This window comes from Cupriavidus sp. PET2-C1 (assembly GCF_054515855.1).
The window spans coordinates 3,451,313-3,467,307 of record NZ_CM137259.1 but is presented as its reverse complement, the minus strand read 5'-3'; the positions used below and the strand labels follow the sequence as shown (position 1 = coordinate 3,467,307).

Sequence of the window (15,995 nt, the reverse complement as noted above, 5' to 3'; positions counted from 1 at the left end):
GCCAGCGGCGACATCAGAACCTCCAGAAGAGGAAGTGTCGATGCCGTCGCTCATGGACCGGGCGAGGGGGCGGCCGGGTTTCGGGGCCGAGCCGCGCATCCGGATCGATCACCCGCGCGCGCAGCGCCATGTCGTAGAACGCGCCCACCATGGGCAGGGCGCTGTGCGCTCCCTCGCCCCAATAGTTGCCGAGCGTCACACGTCCATCGTCGAAACCCACCCACGCGCCCGCGACCAGTTGCGGATGCATCAGGATGAACCAGCTATCCGTGTTGTCCTGCGTCGTCCCCGTCTTGCCGGCCACGTCGGCGCGAATCCCGAAGCGCGTCCGGATGGCCGCGCCGGTGCCCCGGCTAACGACGTCGCGCATCACGTCGACGAGCGTTTGCGCCGCGCCGGCGGGCAGCGCCTGTTCCGGCAATGGGCTCGCGAATTCGGCCAGCACCTTGCCGTCGTGATCCTCGATGCGCGTGACCATGCGCGGTTCGATATAGGCGCCGCGGTTCGCGATCGTGCTGTACGCCGAGACCATTTCCTTGAGCGTGACCGGGCTTGTGCCGAGCGCGAGCGACGGCACCGCTTCGAGCGGACTCGCGCGCACCCCCATGGCCTGCGCGAGCCGTGCGACTTTCTCGGGGCCTTCCTTTTGCATGAGCTGGGCGGTGACGCGGTTGCGCGAATACACTAGCGCGTCGCGCAGCGTCATCGGCCGGCCGGTGGGCGGTTCCGCGTCGGTAGGCCGCCAGATCGCATGCCCGGTCAGCGCGATGGCGACGTTCTGGTCGACGATCGTATCGCTCGGCCGCGCACCGTGCGCGAAGGCCGCGCCGTAGACGAACGGCTTGAACGTCGAACCCGGTTGACGCCGGGCCTGCTGCACGTGATCGAACGGTTCGTCACGGAAGTCGCGGCTGCCGACCCATGCCTTGACATCGCCGTTGCGCGGGTCGATCGCGACAAAACCCGCCTGGATCTGCGTCTTGCTCCGGCAGAGCGCGCGGACGAACGCGGGGTTCGTGGCGAGTTTCCTGAGCGCGGCCTCATCCGATTGTCCCGCATCGCGTGCGGCGCGGTAGTCGGGCGACTGCCGGATGAACGTCCGGAACAGGTCGTTGCCCGGCCAGCAGCCCGTGCGTTCGTTCCATGCGCCGTTCGCTATCCATTGCAACTGGTTCGTCTGCCAGTCCATCGCCTGCATCGCCATGGCCTGCAGACGCGAATCGATGGTCGTGCGCACGACCAGCCCGTCGGCATAGATGTTGTAGCCGTTGCGATCGGCCCATGCGATCAGCCACTTGCGCAATTGCGCCGAAAAATGCGGTGCGGCGCCCGGCTGCGCGGTCTGCAGCTCGAAATCGACGTTGAGCGGTCGTCGCTGCAATGCGGTGTAGGCATCGGTCTTGAGCTTGCCGTATTTGTTCATCTGCCCGAGCACCGTGTTTCGCCGCTGCAACGCGCGCTCGGGATTGAGCACAGGGTTGTAGGTGCTGTTGGCCTTGAGCATGCCGACGAGCGTGGCGCTTTCAAGAATGTCGAGCTGATTGGCCGATTTGCCGAAATAGGTGCGTGCGGCCATTTCCACGCCGTAAGCGTTGTACAGGAACGGCACCGTGTTCAGGTACGTCTCCAGGATCTGATCCTTGCTGTACACGGCTTCGATCTTGAATGCCGTGATCGCTTCCCTGAGCTTGCGCGTGAGGGTCGGCGCGCGGCCGATTTCGTCGGGATACAGGTTGCGCGCGAGCTGCTGCGTGATCGTCGAGCCACCTTGCCGGTCGCCGGAGAACGTATGCAGCGCGGCCGACGCGGTACGTTTCCAGTCGATGCCATGATGCTCGTAAAAGCGGCGGTCTTCGGTCGCGATCAATGCGTCCACCATGTGCGGCGAGACCTGCCTGAGAGACACCCACTCGCGATTGACCGGTTTGAACGCATCGAGCAGCTTGCCGTCGGCCGACACGATCAACGCTGGCCGGTCGACGCGGGCTTTGCGGATGTCGCCGATGCCCGGCGTAAACGGCACGAGCGCAAGCACATACAGCAGGAAGAGCGCCGGCGCCGCGGCGAGCGTCAGCGCGACGCCGCGTCGCGTCGGGTGGCGCAGGCGGCGCAGCGCGCTACTGAGAGCGAGTCTGGTGATCGTGCTGCCGGCGGCGGCCAGCGGTTGGACGCGGGCGAGCCACCGTGTGCAATGCGCACAAAACAACGATGCAAATCGGCGATTCACGGTGGCGGGGCGCTGGCGGAAAGAGCGCGATCGTACCAAAGCGGAAGGGCGCTTCTGTGATCAATGCGGGGCCGCGACGCGTGGCATTAACAGATGCTTACATTTGTTTCGTGTGGACAACGTTCGCGATAGCCGCTGAAGCGACGATCGCCCACCGCGAACCGGATGGCCGCCCCCGCCCGCCGGCTGCCCGGCGAGCGGGGGCTGGACGGCGGGTTCGCCGGCCCCTACTGTACGGTGATTGTCGCCATCATATTCGGGTGTATGCCGCAGAAGATCTTGTAGACCCCCGGCTTATCGAACTTGAACTTGTAGGTATCGTTCTGATCGAGCGCGCTGGAGCGGAACAGGCCGGCGTCGTTGACAACCGTGTGCGGTTCGCCGTCGAGATTCTTCCAGGTCACGGTCGAGCCAGCTTTGATTGTGAGCGACATCGGCGAGAACATGAAATTCTTCACAACGACGACATGGTTCTCCTGCGCTTGCGCGACGGAGAACTCGCAAGTCAATGCCGCCATGAGAATCCCGACCCCGAGGGGGACGACGAAGGCGCGGCGAAGGATAGCGGTTAGCATGATCTGGGTCCTGGTTGGTGAGCAGTGCCTGGCAATTCAGGCGAGCGTGGTGTCGGCGAGCGTCGCCGCGAGCGGGTGACGCATGATCTTGATGCTGGTCACGCCAAGCATCCTGGGCAGCTGATCGCCCGGTACCGTCAGCGGCATGGGTCCGGGTCCATTGCCGGCAGTCGGTTGCGGATAGGCCGTCGAGCGCGCCGTATGGAAGGTGATATTGCCTTCCACCTTTGACACGATCTGGTGGATATGGCCGTTCAAGACCGTGACCGAACCGAAGCGCGTCAGATAGCTCATGGCCTCGCCGGCGTCGCCGGTGCCCCAACCCCACGGCTGGTAGATCGTCCACATTGGCATGTGTGCAAAGACGACGATCGGCGTGCTGGACGAGCGGCCCCTCAGATCGGCTTTCAGCCAGGCGAGCTGGTCGTCGCCCAGGCCCCCCAAACCGTTTGGCTTGAAATGCATCACGTTGACCAGGCCGATAAAGTGGACGCCACTGTGGTCGAAGCTGTAGTAGCCCTTGTTGCCGGAGGCTTGACCGAAGCGGTTGAAGTACTCCGTCCCAGGCCCATCGGTCACGTCATGCTCGCCGGGCACGGTATGCAACTCGGTGATATTCAGCCCCGACATCAATTGGGCCGCGTGGTCGAACTCTTCCGCCTTGGAAAGATGCGTAATGTCGCCCGTGTGAATCGTCAGCGCCGGCTTGACCGGCATGGCATTGACGAAGTCAATGGTCTGCTTGAGCGTGCCCGCGACGTCGGGATTGGCTTCCTTGTTGAAGCCGATATGCGTGTCGCTGATCTGCAGGAAAAGAGGGATGCCCGCGGCCGATGACGGGCCTTTCCCGGCGGCGGCAAGGCCCAGTTCCACCGGCGCGAGAACGCCGCCTGCCAGGACAAACACGGTGCCCGCGCCACCGAAAGCGAGGCACTTCAACGCGCCGCGGCGCGACGGATTGGATGGAAGATCTGACGACATATTGCCCTCACAATGAAAGTTCGAGAGGTGGATCACCGGACCATCCGACGGACCTCCCGATTGGGTTCGTCAGGTAAACCGCCGGGCCATCTGTTTTATTCCGCATGGCAAGCGCCGATCATGTGACCGGTGTGCCGCCTGCGTTCGTCGTTTTCTCGGGCAGGGCACTAGTTGACCAAGAGGTAGTAGAAGAGAAGGCCGATGGCAATGATGCCAACGGCGTTCCAGAACTTGAACTGGTCGCGATGCATGATCCCATCCGATCTGGATTGGTACGCCACAAAAAGTCGTTCAGTTGCCCTGCCAGCCGTATCCTCTTTCGAGAAACCGTGTGCGCCGTGCGCCCGGAATCACGGCGCGGGCTTCGTCTGTGCGGTCTGGTTGTCACTGGTCTGTGCTGCCTGGTTTCCACCCATCAGCGCATTCCTTTCCGCCTGATGTTTGGCTTCCAGCTTTCGTTCCGCCGCTTGGATGTCGGCGGGATAGTCGCCATTGTCGCCAAGGGAGGGGTTGTAGCCGACCGACTCCAATTCCTCGAGTTCATGTCGCACTTGCGCACGAGTGACTTGCTGCGTGGCGGGTGCCGGTGGCGTTTGCGCATAGACACCAACGGACGTTGCCATCAACGCAGCGCTCACGATGAGCGAGGCGCGCGTGGGCAGCACGAAAAGCCGATTTAGCGAATTCGATTTCATGTCAGTACTCCTTGGTTGTCCGAGCGAGCGATGCCCGCGGTCGACTCGACTGCGCAGTTGGACGCTCTGCGTGGGTAAACCGGGGCACCGGTCTGCTTATTCCCCGATTGCCCTCGCAGAAAAAGACGCATCTGCGGGATCCACGGCATCAGCGATAAGAGGGCAAAGGAACATGAACCGGGGAACAGGAATTTCCCTTGGCCGCTGACCGCATCAACCGCTTGTGCGGGAATAAAGCGGGTGGCTGCGCGGTTCTACAAATGCACGGCGAACCAGTTCTCGGGATGGATCGATACCCCCGGAAACCGGAAGCGAGTTACGTGCCCAGGCGTAGCCTTCACGGAGATGCGCTTTGGAAGCTATCCCTACTGTATTTGGAGCTCGTCATGAAAATCCTGATTGCGGCCGCTGTCGCGGCATTGGCTTCGTTCGCAGCGCTGGCCCAGTCGTCCAGCGTCCCCTCAACCCCTGACAGCAACACCCACATCGTCGGGCCGCGCGATCCCTACACGGATGGCGCGAAAGCAGGCAAGTTCGACGTTTATTCCGACGGGGCAAAAATCACGGATCGGCGCGATCCGTTCACCGACGGCGCGCACAGCTAAGACGCGGCCAGATCCACCGGCGGCTTGAATAGAGGTTCTTCAGACGGTCGTGTGGGTACGGCACGCGGGTGCAAGTGGCGGGGAGCAAAGCGCTGTTTTGCTCCCCTCTCCCATGAAATGGGAGAGGGGCCGGGGGAGAGGGTGGGCGCTCGCTCAAGGTGATGCGCCTCGCTCTTGCGCAGGCCCGCCCTCTCCCCCAACCCCTTGTATGTCGGACAATATGTCCTGGAAGCCTCAGATCGATGGCCCCATGCCCTGGGCGAAAGCCCAAGTTCGAGGGAGAGCGAGGATCGAGGCTTCCATTTTTTGATAGCGTTTAGCCTAAGCCCGAACGGTTGGATGGCAGTACGCCGAATGGTCACAAGGATGGGATAAGCCGAATGGATATCAAGGTTGTAGGAATCGACGTTAGCAAGAACACGCTGGATCTGGACTCTTTGCCTGACAGCGCGAGCTTGCAGTTCATCAATGACGAAGCGGGTATCGCTTCGCTGCTGGCATACCTGGCCGAGCATAACGATGAAGGTCAAATCGATCGCATCGTGCTCGAGGCGACAGGCGGTTATGAAACCAGCGTCAGTATCGCGCTGGCCGGTGCCGGATTGCCGGTCGCGGTTGTCAACCCCAAGCAGGTGCGCGACTTCGCTAAAGCTTGCGGGATTCTGGCCAAGACCGACCGGCTCGATGCTCGCGTGCTGGCGCGTTTTGCCCAGCAGATCCGGCCGCCAGTGCGTCCGCTGCCCGATGAGGCGCAGCGCGAATTTGCTGACCTGTTGGATCGGCGCAGCCAGCTGGTGGTCATGCGGGCGCAAGAGAAGGCTCGTGTCGCCACTGCGCCGCCGCTTGCCATCAAGAGTCTGAAAGAGCATATCGAATGGTTGGACGCCCGCATCAAGTCGCTCGATATCGATATGACCCACAAGCTGCGCACCAGCGACGTATGGAAGCACAAAGTGGAATTGCTTGGCAGTGTCCCGGGCATTGGCAAAGTCAGCGTGTTCACCCTGCTGGGGCGACTGCCCGAGTTGGGTAAGCTCAACCGCCAGCAGATCGCAGCGCTGGTCGGCGTGGCGCCGTTTAACGACGACAGCGGCAAGCGCCGGGGACAACGCTACATCCGCGGCGGTCGAGCCGAGGTGCGCAATGTGCTGTACATGGCAACGGTAACAGCGATTCGTCATAACCCTGCCATCCGTAGTTTCTATGAGCGCCTGAGTCTTACCGGCAAGCCATTCAAGCTCGCCGTGACTGCCTGCATGCGCAAGCTGCTGACGGTCCTCAATACCATGGCGAAGACCGGTCAGCCGTGGGAAAACAAACTGCCAGCTTGACACGGTTGCTCTCCCGCCATGCGGGAGAGGGGAGCTACGGCAGCCCTGGATTTAGCTCGGCGATGCATCGATTTCCGCTGAGGTCCGATGCATCCAAGCGCTAAACCGGCTTGCGATAAACCACGAACCCCGAAATTCTCCGCGCACACGTCGTAGCACTTCATCGTCGTCGTGGAGTGAGTGGGGGAGAAGCACTACGCCGGAGCTACGGCAGCGCTGGATTTCGCCCAGCGATGCATCGACCCACACGAAAGCCGGATGAGCCTAAATGGAAATCGCCAGGGCGCCTCAGGCGCCTGCACTACCCATTTCAAACGTTGGAAGTGATGCTAACCTGGCGTGCGCCCGGCCGCGCTGTCGCCTGGTGGCAAGCGCTGGCGCATCGCGAGGCGTGGAGGGTAGAGTAGAGCATGTCACACGTTCCCTATCTCCAAAGGTGGCGGCCGGCGGATGTGCGATCGGTCCGGCTGGCCTCCGGACTGGTGCTGTTTACCTATGTGGGTACGCACCTGCTGAACCACTCGCTGGGGAATATCTCGCTCGCCTGGCTGGAGCGTGGTCTGCTCGTGCAGAAGTTCATCTGGCAAGGATGGCTTGGAACGGCCCTGCTGTACAGCGCGCTGCTGACGCATTTCTTCCTGGGTCTGTGGGCGCTGTACGAACGGCGCTCGTTGCATTGGACTCCGGGTGAGGTAGCGCAACTCGTCCTCGGCTTGTGCATACCGCCGCTGCTAGCCAACCATGTTGTGAATACGCGGGTCGCCTTTGCCGAGTTCGGCCTGAACAAGGGCTATGCGCAGTTGCTGTACTCGTTCTGGATCGACTCACCGTTCTTCGGCCGCGTGCAACTGATGCTGTTGGTGGTCGCCTGGCTGCATGGGTGTTACGGCATCTGGTTCTGGTTGCGCCTGAAACCATGGTTCGGGGCGTGGCGGAGTGTGCTGCTGAGCGTCGCCGTGCTGATCCCGGTGCTCGCGCTGCTCGGCTTCTTGCAGGGCGGACGGGAAGTGATCGCGCTTGCGCAGGATCCCGTCTGGCGCGCCGCGGCGACCCAGACGACGATCATCGGCACGGGGCTGCAAAACCTCTGGCTCGCCGGACTGCGCAACGACTTTTTGCTCTTCGATGGTGGTGCGCTGCTGCTGGTGCTCGCAGCGCGCCTGGTGCGCGCGGCGCGGGAGCGCCGGGCCGGGCGGCTGTGCGTTCTGTATCCGGACGGGCGAAAGGTATTCGCGCCGCTCGGATTCTCGGTGCTGGAGGCTAGCCGCATGGGCGGCGTGCCCCATGCCAGCACTTGCGGTGGCCGCGCCCGATGCACGTTGTGCCGGGTGCGTGTGCTCAGTGCGGTGCCGCTGCCCGCGCCGGCGGAGGCGGAGCGGCGCGTTCTGGAGCGGCTGGGAGCGGATTCGCAGACAGTGCGCCTGGCCTGCCAGTTGCGGCCGACCCACGATCTCTGCGTGTGGCCACTGGTGCCGCCGGCCGCATCGGCGGCCTTCCTGCAGCGGCGCCAGCGGGACGTCATGCCGCAAGAGCGATTTGCGGCGTTCATGTTCGTGGATATGCGGGACTCCACAAAGCTTGCGGCGGCACAATTGCCGTTCGACAGCCTGTTCATGGTCAGCCGCTTCCTCAGTGCGGTCTGCGCCGCGGTGGTTCAGGCGGGCGGTCTGCCCAACCAGTTCCTCGGAGACGCGGTGCTCGCGATCTTTGGCTTGCGCTGCGAGCCGGCCGAGGCCTGTCGCCAGGCGCTCAGCGCAGTGCCGCTGGTTGCCGCCAATATTGACGAACTCAACGCTGCGCTCAAGCAGCAGTTGCAGACGCCGATCCGCTTTGGCATCGGATTGCACTGCGGCCGGGCCGTCATGGGCGAGATTGGTTTCCGCGACCATGTTACGTTCACGGCAATTGGTGACCCGTTGAATGTGGCCTCGAGACTCGAGCAGTTGACCAAGGAGATGGCTTGCGAGGCGATCGTCTCGGAGCAGGTCTTCCAGCAAGCCGGCGTTTCGGCCGCGGGTCTGCCACAGCTTGCCGCACACGTGCGAGGCCGCGATGACCCGGTGCCCGTCTGTGTGCTGTCCAAGGCGGCGCAGATGCCTCGGGCCTGACTACGCCCCGCGCGCCACGCCCGGGCAGGCCAAGGGCAAGCTGCGCGAAGTGTTCGGTCGGCCACCATCAGCACTGGCCACGCCCCCCGGCCCGCTTGCGCGATCGCGCTGATGCGCTAATGCTTGTTCCCATGTCACCTTCACGGAGCCGCATCATGGACACACGAAGCGAACTGCAAGCCACCGTGGATGCCCTGGTTCAAGCGGGCAAAGGCCTGCTGGCCGCCGACGAGAGCGGGCCGACGATCGCCAAGCGGTTCGAGCGCATCGGTGTGGAATCGAACGAGGAAAACCGCCGGGCGTGGCGCAACCTGCTCCTGTCGACACCAGGTCTTGGCGATTGCATCAGCGGCGTGATCCTGTACGAGGAAACGCTGGGCCAGCGCGCCGACGATGGCACGCCGCTGCCAGAACTGGCTGCACGCCAAGGCATCGTGCCCGGCATCAAGGTGGACAAGGGCAAGCTCGCGCTCGCCCACGCTCCCGGCGACGAGATCACCGAGGGCCTCGACGGGCTGGCCAAGCGGCTTGCCGCCTATCGCCAGCAAGGCGCGCGCTTTGCCAAGTGGCGCGCGGTGTACAACGTGTCCGACACACTGCCTGGCCGGCTCGCCATCCAGGCCAATGCGCAGGCGCTGGCACGCTATGCCGCGATCTGCCAGGAGACGGGCGTGGTGCCCATCGTCGAGCCCGAGGTGCTGATGGATGGCGCGCACTCCATGGCGCGTTGCGCCGAGGTCACCGAGGCCGTGCTGCACGAAGTCTTTCACGCCCTGCACCGGCATGCGGTAGTGCTCGAACACATGCTGCTGAAACCCAGCATGGTCCTCCCGGGCAAGGAGGCCGGGCACGCGGCGCCGGCCGAGGTTGCCATCGAGACCGTGCAGGTGCTCAAGCGCACGGTGCCCGCGGCGGTGCCGGGCATCTTCTTCCTGTCCGGCGGCCAAACGCCCACTGAGGCCACCGCCAATCTCGATGCCATGAACCGGCTCGCCCCGTTGCCCTGGCGACTGTCCTTCTCCTACGGGCGCGCCTTGCAGGAGCCGCCCCTGCTGGCCTGGCGCGGCGAGGCCGCTAACGTGGCACAAGCGCAACGGGCGCTGCTGCAGCGCGCACGGCTGAATGGCATGGCCTGCCTGGGGCAATATGAAGCGGCGTTGGAGACCGCTGCGGGCTGAGCAACCGGCAGGCGCGGGCGGGAGCGCGCCAGCAGGAAGTCGAGTAGCGCGGGGACGCGCGGCGCCATGTCGGCCTGGCTGCCAACCACGGTTCTGGATTTGACAGACAGCCGGGTCTATCCTTTTCTCGGACTCGTGCCAGCGACCGGTTGGCTGACAGCTTTGCCCGGCGCCGGAAGTGCCGGCATCGGGTACTCTCGCCGCCACGCAACAACTGCAGGCGGCCGCTGTTCAACCGGTGCCATACCGGACAGGAGGCAATGAAATGCGTGTTTCCATATCGCGGCGCAACCTCATGTGGCTCTCTGGCCTCGCCTTGGCGGGGTCGATGACCTGGGTGCATGCGGCGCCGCTCTCGTTTACCGTGCCGCTCAGCGGCGCGCAGGAGGTACCTCCTGTCCAGAGCAAGGGCAGTGGTTCCGTCGACCTCACCTACGACCCCGGCACACGGGTTGTCACTTGGGCAGTCACGCTCAACGGCCTACCCAGCGAGGCCACCATGGCGCATTTCCACGGGCCTGCCACAAGCGGCAAGAACGCGAACGCGAAAATCTGGATCTCCGTTAAGGGCGCTCCGGTCACCAGTCCCCTCAAGGGCCAGGCCACGCTATCCCCGGCCGATGCACAAGAATTCCTTGCCGGCGAAATGTACATCAACGTCCACACAAAGGATCATCCGGACGGCGAGATACGCGGCCAGGTGCTGCCACCGAAGAGCTACTGAAGCCACGCCGCAGCTCAGAGATACACCGAGAGAAGCGCCGCCGCGGCGGCGCCGGCTCCCAGCAGAAGCAGCGCCAGCATCGCGCTCGCGAGGCGCGGTGTGGCGATGCGCGCCGGCAGGCGTTTGCGGCCGGTCAGCATGGGAAGCAGTAGGTTGTGGCCCTTGGCCACCGCGTACAGCGCGATGGCCAGCACGTGCAACGCCACCGCCGCCAGCAGCGCGTCCCACAGGATCGTGTGCAGCGCCGTGATCGCATTGGCGACCGATGCGGGGACCCATTCGGTGAGCGGCCCTTTGTCCGCGATGTCGTTGTTGATGTAGAGCCCGCTGAGCGTCTCGGCCAGCATCAACGCGAGCAGCAGCAACACCATCCACCCGCCGGCCGGGTTGTGGCCGACTTGCACGTCGGCCTCGCGGTGCTGCAGGTGCCACAGATGCCGCAGATGGCGGAACGCGGCGGCGGGCGAGGCCACAAAGCTGCGGAACCGTGCGGTTTCGCTGCCAAAGCAGCCCCAAAGCAACCGGAACAGCACCAGCGCGAGCAGTGTTTCGCCAATCCGGATATGCCAGTCCATCCAGTTCAGCCGCCAGGTCGCATAAGCCCCCGCTACCAGCACCACCGCCAGCCAGTGGAACAGCCGCGTCGGCAAGTCCCACACCAGCACGGGGCGACGATCAGCTTGCTCCGGGGATTGGACCTGGCCGTCAGGTTTCATCGATGCGCCCTCCCGCATAGCCGCTGGCCCGAAGTCATGGGCCATTCAACCGCAATCCGCGACAATGGGCAATCGTTGCCATGCACTCACGGCGAGACGGGGTCTTCCATTTGATAGGCCCGGTGAAGCAGCGCGAGCAAGCCCGGCGCCTCAGGCATGGGCGCGGAACCGATCCGGTTCACCGCCACCCCCGGCGTCCAGGAGTTCATCACCGCCGCCCCGGCCAGGCCAGGTAGATCGGCAAGCGTCACTGGCTGGACGCGCTGACGGACACCGAGGCGATCCAGTTGCCGGCGCACGATGCCCATGGTCGTGCCTGCCAGCATCTCGGCCTCGGGCCACACGACCGCTTCCGCGTCTCCGTCCCAAAAGACCAGGTTCCAGATGGTCCCCTCGCTGAGCCGCCCCTGAGCGTCAACGAAAGCGGCATCGTCAAAGCCTTTGCCCACGGACTGGCGCAGGAAATACGTCTTGGCCACTTCGCCAACGTGCTTCAGGGCCGGGAGCACCCGCTCGTGGGGGACGGCGGCTAACGCCAACGGCCCCTGTGGGCCGGACGCGGGCGGCCCGGTACGCACCAGCACTTCCGGCTCGGCATCCGCGCCGGCCACGGTGAACTCACCCGCCGGCGAGTACACGGTGGCCACCAGCGAGACGTCCGCTGGCGTGCATGCCAGCGCCGCGCGCAGATAGGACCGCACCTGATCGTCGGGCAATGCGCGGCCGAACAACGCCATCGTGGCCGCCCTGAGCCGCTCGAGATGGAGATCCAGCCCGCGGACCCGGCCGCCGCGCACCTGCATCGCGGTGAAATGCGCGTAGCCCGCAAAGGCGAGGGGGGCCAACGCGGCGAGGGTTGCCGGCAGGCCATTGCGCTGAACGATAAAAGAAGACTGGCTAGCTGACATGGGTCGCAGTGACTCCGGTGGTTGCGTGCAGTGGGCTTGGCGAGGGTCGCGTCCCAGCTGCATGCGCAGGGTTGGCCGCAACTATCTGCTATTGACCGCGCTTTGAGAAACGAGTATTTCTTGCCGGATCATTAAGAAAGGCTTGAAGATCCATGAAGCGAATGCTGCCGGGCACACGAGCACTGAGGACCTTCGAGGCGGCCGGGCGGCACTTGAACTTCACCCGCGCGGCGCAGGAGGTGGGCTTGACGCCGGCGGCCGTCAGCTACCAGATCAAGGAGATCGAGGACCAGTTGGGCATCACGCTGTTCGCGCGCACCAGCCGCAGCATCCAGCTCACGCCAGCCGGCGCCGTCTTGTTCGAGGCGGCTGCCGACGCGCTCGACACCTTGCAGCGGGCCGCCAGCCGGGCGCGGAGAATGGCGCGGGGACCGGCGCATCTGCGCATCTCGCTAGGCGCGATGTTCGCCACCAGCTGGCTGCTGCCCCGGCTTGCGCGGTTCAGGGCCGCCAACCCGACGCTCGAACTCACATTCGATATTTCCGATCAGGTACGGGACTTCGACGCGGACGACGTGGATATCGCGATCCGCTTTGGCGCCGGGCACTATGAAGACACGCGCTCGGACCGGCTGTTCGACACGGTTGTCGTCCCGATCTGCAGCCCGAAACTGCGCGAAGCCGGTGCCCGGCTGCAAACGCCGCGGGACTTGCTTGGCCACACGCTGTGCTATGTCGACTGCCCGGTGGACGGCATGGCCTGGCCCGACTGGCACATGTGGATGGCCGCGGCCGGCGTCGACGATTTCGACGACAGCCGATGCGTTGCCTTTGCCGATTCGAGCCATGTCGTGCAGGCCGTGATCGACGGCGCTGCCATTGGCCTCGTGGAACTGCCCATGATTGCCAATGACCTGGCCCAAGGCCGCCTGGTGCGGCTATTCGAGATCGGCGTGAGCGTCGCGCCGGCGTATGCCTATCATCTTGTCTATCCGGCGCGCAGCAGCCAGGACCCTCGCATCCTTGCGTTCAGCCAATGGATGCGCAACGAGACGGCTGGCACGGCTCACACCGCTCACGCTGCTCACGCCGTTCAGGGCGGCCATCTCGGCATCACGTCGCGCGGACAGCACCGGTCAGAACAGTGAGTTCTCCTGCGCGCGCGCCAGCGCACTGGTGCGGTTGCGCACGCCGAGCTTCGCAAAGATGTTGTGAAGGTGCCATTTGACCGTGGCTTCCGACACGAACAGGCTTTGCGCCAGTTCGCGGTTGCCAAGGCCGGCCTTGAGCAGGCGAAGGATCTTCAGTTCGCGCTCCGTCAGCGCCATGGTCCCGGCCGGCGTGGGCGGCGCGCTTCGCACGCCTGTCACGCTGCGGCCGGCCGCCTGGAGCAACTGCTGCAGGTAGTCAAGCGGCACCCGCGTATCGGTGGCGCCCTGCAGTGCATCGCGGCCCGCGGCCATGGTTTCCACCATGACGAGCAACAGGGCATCGGCATCGAGCAAGCTGCGCAGCAAGCCGTGCTGCGCGGCAAGCTGCAACGCCTCGTCCAGCGTACGCATTGCCTGCGCCCGGTCGCCCGTGCGGTGCTGCTGCACCGCCTTGAGGGCCAGCAGGCGCGCCAGTTGGCCCTGATGGCCGTCGCGCTGCGCGCGGCGGATGGCATCGTTGAGCGCGCCGAATGGACCAGGCCCGGCGCCGTGCGCGAAACGCAGGCGCAGCCGCATCAGGCAGACGATGTCCTCATCGGCGGCCGCCAGCAGCGGCGCGGTTTCCCCACCACGCGCGACCAGGCCATACGATTGGGCGAGCTTGAGCGCATCGTCCGGTGCCCCCGCCTGCAGCCGCAGCGTGCAGCGCTCAGCCGCCAGGATCAGCGACAGTCGCGGCAGCCTGAGCCGGTGACCCAGCGACTCGCCTTCAAGCAGGCAGGCATCGGCTGCCGTGTGCTCGCCGCGCAGGCGCAGCAGCCGCGCGCGCGTGAGGTAGCCAGCCGTGGTCATCTCGACCAGACCGTGCTCGTCGATGAAGGGCAGGCCCTGGTCGACGAAACGCTGCGCCTGCGCCAGGTCGTTCTGTTCATAGCAGACTTCGGCGGCCAGCAAAGTGAGCATCGAACCCGCATACGACGCAACACCGAGGCTGCGCGCGACGATGGCGATGCCGGCCTTCGCCTGCGCCATCGCCTCGTGCTGATCACCGCGGCGCATGGCGATCATCATCGCCAGCGCCGAGGCCCAGGCCAGGCCGTAGTCGGCGCGGCATTCCTCGAATGCGCGCCTGGCGACGGCAAGGGCCTGGATACCCTGCTCGAAGGCATCGGACTCGCAGCAGCCGCTAGCCAGCACGTTAGCGACCACGCCGGTCAGGAAGGCGTCGGCGTGCGGCCAACGCCGCAGCCAGGCTTCGCTGCGCGACCTGGCAAGCAGCGGCTCGCCCGTATGGGCCCAGTAGACGCAACGGATCATTTCGATCACGCTGCGCAGCGCGCCCTCATTGTCTACGGCGCCGCTGTCCGAGCAGGCGGCTTCGAGTGCGCGCAGTTCCTGCTCGGCCTCGGGGTAGCGCCGCGTGAGCACCAGTGACCAGGCATGCCCGGTGCGGATCTTCGGCCGTGCATGCACCAGCGCCTGAGGCAGGCGGGTCAGCCAACCCAGCAAGGTGGCGTGTTCGCCGCGGTGTTGCACCAGCTCGCCCGAGAACGAGGCCACGAGGTCGGCTGCGCGTTCCAGGTCGTGGGCCTCGAACGCATGGCGTACCGCCTCATGCGGCAGCTTGTGGCGGTGGAACCAGTCGCTGGCGCGCAGGTGGACCGCGCGCATGGCGTCGCCAGGCAGCTCGCGCGCCCGGCCGCGCAGGTAATCGGCGAACAAGTGGTGGTAGCGGAACCAGGTGCGCGAGCGGTCCAGGCCCGAGAGGAACAGGTTGCGGCTCTGGACTTCGGCCAGCATCGCGCGGCTGTCGTCGCGGTCCAGCACCTCGTCGCAGAGCTCGGCGCAAAACCGGTCCAGCACGGACGTGCGCAGGAGGAACGCGCGCAGGTCGGGCCGCAGGCTGTCGAGCACCTGCTCGCCAAGGTAGTCGGTGATGTCGCGGTCGGTGCCCGAGAAATCCGCGAGGAATGCCCTTCGGTCGTCGGACCCGCGCAGCGCGAGGGATGCCAGCTGCAGCCCGGCGATCCAGCCTTCGGTGAGGTCATGCAGCGTCTCGACTTGCGCGCGGTCGAGCGGCGTGCCGCTGACGCGGCCGACGAAGTCGGCGGCCTCGTCCAGGCCGAGACCGAAATGCACGGCATCGAGTTCGAGCAGCTCGCCGCGCAGCCGCAACTGGCTGACTGAAAGCGGCAGCCGGGTGCGACTGGCCAGCACCAGGCCGATGTTCGGCGGGAGGTGGGCGATCAGCCATTCCAGCTTGCGGTGCAGGCCTTCGTGTTGCACCAGGTGGAAGTCGTCGAGCACCAGCATCAGCCGCCGATCGTGGCCGAGCAGATCGTGCAGCAGCGATGTCACCAGCGCATCGAGCGACGCCATGTTGCCGCCATCGGCCTGCGCGAGCGTGTTGCGCCCCAGGCGCGCGTCGGCATGGTGCAGCGCCGCAGCGAGGTAGCGCATGAAACGCAGCGGATCGTTATCCTCGGCGTCGAGGCTGAGCCAGGCCGTGGTGATGCCGAGCGGCGCCAGTTGCGCGACGAACTGGGCCAGCGCCGTGGTCTTGCCGTAGCCGGCCGGTGCCGTCACGCTGAGCAGGCGCTGCGCCAAGCCCGCATGCAGCAGGCTCGAGAGTTGCGGGCGCGCCAGCAGGCGCGATGCGAGTTGCGGCGGAGCCAGCTTGGCCTCGACCAGCACCGCAGCCGATGCTTCGGCCGACCGCCTTCCACGTGCTTGTTGCTGCGCCATGCTGGTTGTCCCCGGTCGATCTTTTGCGGCCCAGTTTGCCATATTGGGCGT

The 15,995-nt window shown here is 65.3% G+C and carries 13 protein-coding genes; 6 read left to right on the top strand and 7 right to left on the bottom strand.

Annotated elements, in window-relative coordinates; all coding sequences use genetic code 11:
- Window positions 1-13: 13 nt before the first annotated feature.
- The 4 genes from ACX12D_RS15585 to ACX12D_RS15570 all read right to left on the bottom strand — a co-directional run bounded on the left by ACX12D_RS15585 (window position 14) and on the right by ACX12D_RS15570 (window position 4,478).
- A complete protein-coding gene (locus tag ACX12D_RS15585; RefSeq protein WP_459371819.1) occupies window positions 14-2,227 on the bottom strand; it encodes a penicillin-binding protein 1A in 2,214 nt (737 codons plus the stop codon).
- A 227-nt stretch (window positions 2,228-2,454) separates the two neighbouring features.
- A complete protein-coding gene (locus tag ACX12D_RS15580) occupies window positions 2,455-2,745 on the bottom strand; it encodes a cupredoxin domain-containing protein (protein WP_459374040.1) in 291 nt (96 codons plus the stop codon).
- Window positions 2,746-2,838: 93 nt separating this feature from the next.
- Window positions 2,839-3,783 (bottom strand): metallophosphoesterase family protein, encoded by a 945-nt coding sequence (locus tag ACX12D_RS15575; RefSeq protein ID WP_459374039.1) that lies wholly within the window; start codon window positions 3,781-3,783, stop codon window positions 2,839-2,841.
- Window positions 3,784-4,133: 350 nt separating this feature from the next.
- Window positions 4,134-4,478 (bottom strand): DUF4148 domain-containing protein, encoded by a 345-nt coding sequence (locus ACX12D_RS15570; RefSeq protein ID WP_459371818.1) that lies wholly within the window; start codon window positions 4,476-4,478, stop codon window positions 4,134-4,136.
- Window positions 4,479-4,864: 386 nt separating this feature from the next.
- Between ACX12D_RS15570 and ACX12D_RS15565 the strand changes: the two genes are divergently transcribed.
- The 5 genes from ACX12D_RS15565 (at window position 4,865) to ACX12D_RS15545 (ending at window position 10,424) form a co-directional block, all read left to right on the top strand.
- The gene (locus ACX12D_RS15565) at window positions 4,865-5,083 is read left to right on the top strand and encodes a hypothetical protein (protein ID WP_459371817.1); all 219 of its coding nucleotides are present in this window, start codon (window positions 4,865-4,867) and stop codon (window positions 5,081-5,083) included.
- Window positions 5,084-5,463: 380 nt separating this feature from the next.
- Window positions 5,464-6,414: an IS110 family transposase gene (locus tag ACX12D_RS15560; RefSeq protein WP_459371816.1), complete on the top strand. Its 951-nt coding sequence runs from the start codon at window positions 5,464-5,466 to the stop codon at window positions 6,412-6,414.
- A 410-nt stretch (window positions 6,415-6,824) separates the two neighbouring features.
- Window positions 6,825-8,522: an adenylate/guanylate cyclase domain-containing protein gene (locus ACX12D_RS15555; protein ID WP_459371815.1), complete on the top strand. Its 1,698-nt coding sequence runs from the start codon at window positions 6,825-6,827 to the stop codon at window positions 8,520-8,522.
- A 155-nt stretch (window positions 8,523-8,677) separates the two neighbouring features.
- On the top strand, window positions 8,678-9,700 hold the full coding sequence (locus ACX12D_RS15550; protein WP_459371814.1) for a class I fructose-bisphosphate aldolase: 1,023 nt from the start codon (window positions 8,678-8,680) through the stop codon (window positions 9,698-9,700).
- A 265-nt stretch (window positions 9,701-9,965) separates the two neighbouring features.
- Complete coding sequence (locus ACX12D_RS15545; RefSeq protein WP_459371813.1) at window positions 9,966-10,424, top strand: CHRD domain-containing protein; 459 nt, start codon at window positions 9,966-9,968, stop codon at window positions 10,422-10,424.
- A gap of 14 nt (window positions 10,425-10,438) precedes the next feature.
- Here the strand turns inward: ACX12D_RS15545 and ACX12D_RS15540 are convergent, their stop codons facing one another.
- Together ACX12D_RS15540 and ACX12D_RS15535 are read right to left on the bottom strand one after the other, a co-directional pair.
- On the bottom strand, window positions 10,439-11,140 hold the full coding sequence (locus ACX12D_RS15540; protein ID WP_459374038.1) for a cytochrome b/b6 domain-containing protein: 702 nt from the start codon (window positions 11,138-11,140) through the stop codon (window positions 10,439-10,441).
- 86 nt (window positions 11,141-11,226) lie between these two features.
- The gene (locus tag ACX12D_RS15535) at window positions 11,227-12,048 is read right to left on the bottom strand and encodes an aminotransferase class IV family protein (protein WP_459371811.1); all 822 of its coding nucleotides are present in this window, start codon (window positions 12,046-12,048) and stop codon (window positions 11,227-11,229) included.
- Window positions 12,049-12,200: 152 nt separating this feature from the next.
- Here ACX12D_RS15535 and ACX12D_RS15530 point away from each other — a divergent pair, with 152 nt between their 5' ends.
- A complete protein-coding gene (locus ACX12D_RS15530) occupies window positions 12,201-13,196 on the top strand; it encodes a LysR substrate-binding domain-containing protein (RefSeq protein WP_459371810.1) in 996 nt (331 codons plus the stop codon).
- On the opposite strand, the gene ACX12D_RS15525 is transcribed toward ACX12D_RS15530, so the two are convergent.
- Complete coding sequence (locus ACX12D_RS15525) at window positions 13,185-15,944, bottom strand: LuxR C-terminal-related transcriptional regulator (RefSeq protein WP_459371809.1); 2,760 nt, start codon at window positions 15,942-15,944, stop codon at window positions 13,185-13,187. The genes ACX12D_RS15530 and ACX12D_RS15525 overlap by 12 nt on opposite strands.
- Between the last annotated feature and the right edge of the window lie 51 nt (window positions 15,945-15,995).

Excerpts from the sequence above, each read along its gene's own strand:
- ACX12D_RS15565 (WP_459371817.1), top strand. The coding sequence starts at position 4,865 with ATGAAAATCCTGATTGCGGCCGCTGTCGCGGCATTGGCTTCGTTCGCA.
- ACX12D_RS15545 (WP_459371813.1), top strand. The coding sequence starts at position 9,966 with ATGCGTGTTTCCATATCGCGGCGCAACCTCATGTGGCTCTCTGGCCTC.
- ACX12D_RS15560 (WP_459371816.1), top strand. The coding sequence starts at position 5,464 with ATGGATATCAAGGTTGTAGGAATCGACGTTAGCAAGAACACGCTGGAT.
- ACX12D_RS15570 (WP_459371818.1), bottom strand. The coding sequence starts at position 4,478 with ATGAAATCGAATTCGCTAAATCGGCTTTTCGTGCTGCCCACGCGCGCC.
- ACX12D_RS15550 (WP_459371814.1), top strand. The coding sequence starts at position 8,678 with ATGGACACACGAAGCGAACTGCAAGCCACCGTGGATGCCCTGGTTCAA.
- ACX12D_RS15540 (WP_459374038.1), bottom strand. The coding sequence starts at position 11,140 with ATGAAACCTGACGGCCAGGTCCAATCCCCGGAGCAAGCTGATCGTCGC.
- ACX12D_RS15530 (WP_459371810.1), top strand. The coding sequence starts at position 12,201 with ATGAAGCGAATGCTGCCGGGCACACGAGCACTGAGGACCTTCGAGGCG.
- ACX12D_RS15575 (WP_459374039.1), bottom strand. The coding sequence starts at position 3,783 with ATGTCGTCAGATCTTCCATCCAATCCGTCGCGCCGCGGCGCGTTGAAG.
- ACX12D_RS15525 (WP_459371809.1), bottom strand. The coding sequence starts at position 15,944 with ATGGCGCAGCAACAAGCACGTGGAAGGCGGTCGGCCGAAGCATCGGCT.
- ACX12D_RS15555 (WP_459371815.1), top strand. The coding sequence starts at position 6,825 with ATGTCACACGTTCCCTATCTCCAAAGGTGGCGGCCGGCGGATGTGCGA.
- ACX12D_RS15580 (WP_459374040.1), bottom strand. The coding sequence starts at position 2,745 with ATGGCGGCATTGACTTGCGAGTTCTCCGTCGCGCAAGCGCAGGAGAAC.
- ACX12D_RS15535 (WP_459371811.1), bottom strand. The coding sequence starts at position 12,048 with ATGTCAGCTAGCCAGTCTTCTTTTATCGTTCAGCGCAATGGCCTGCCG.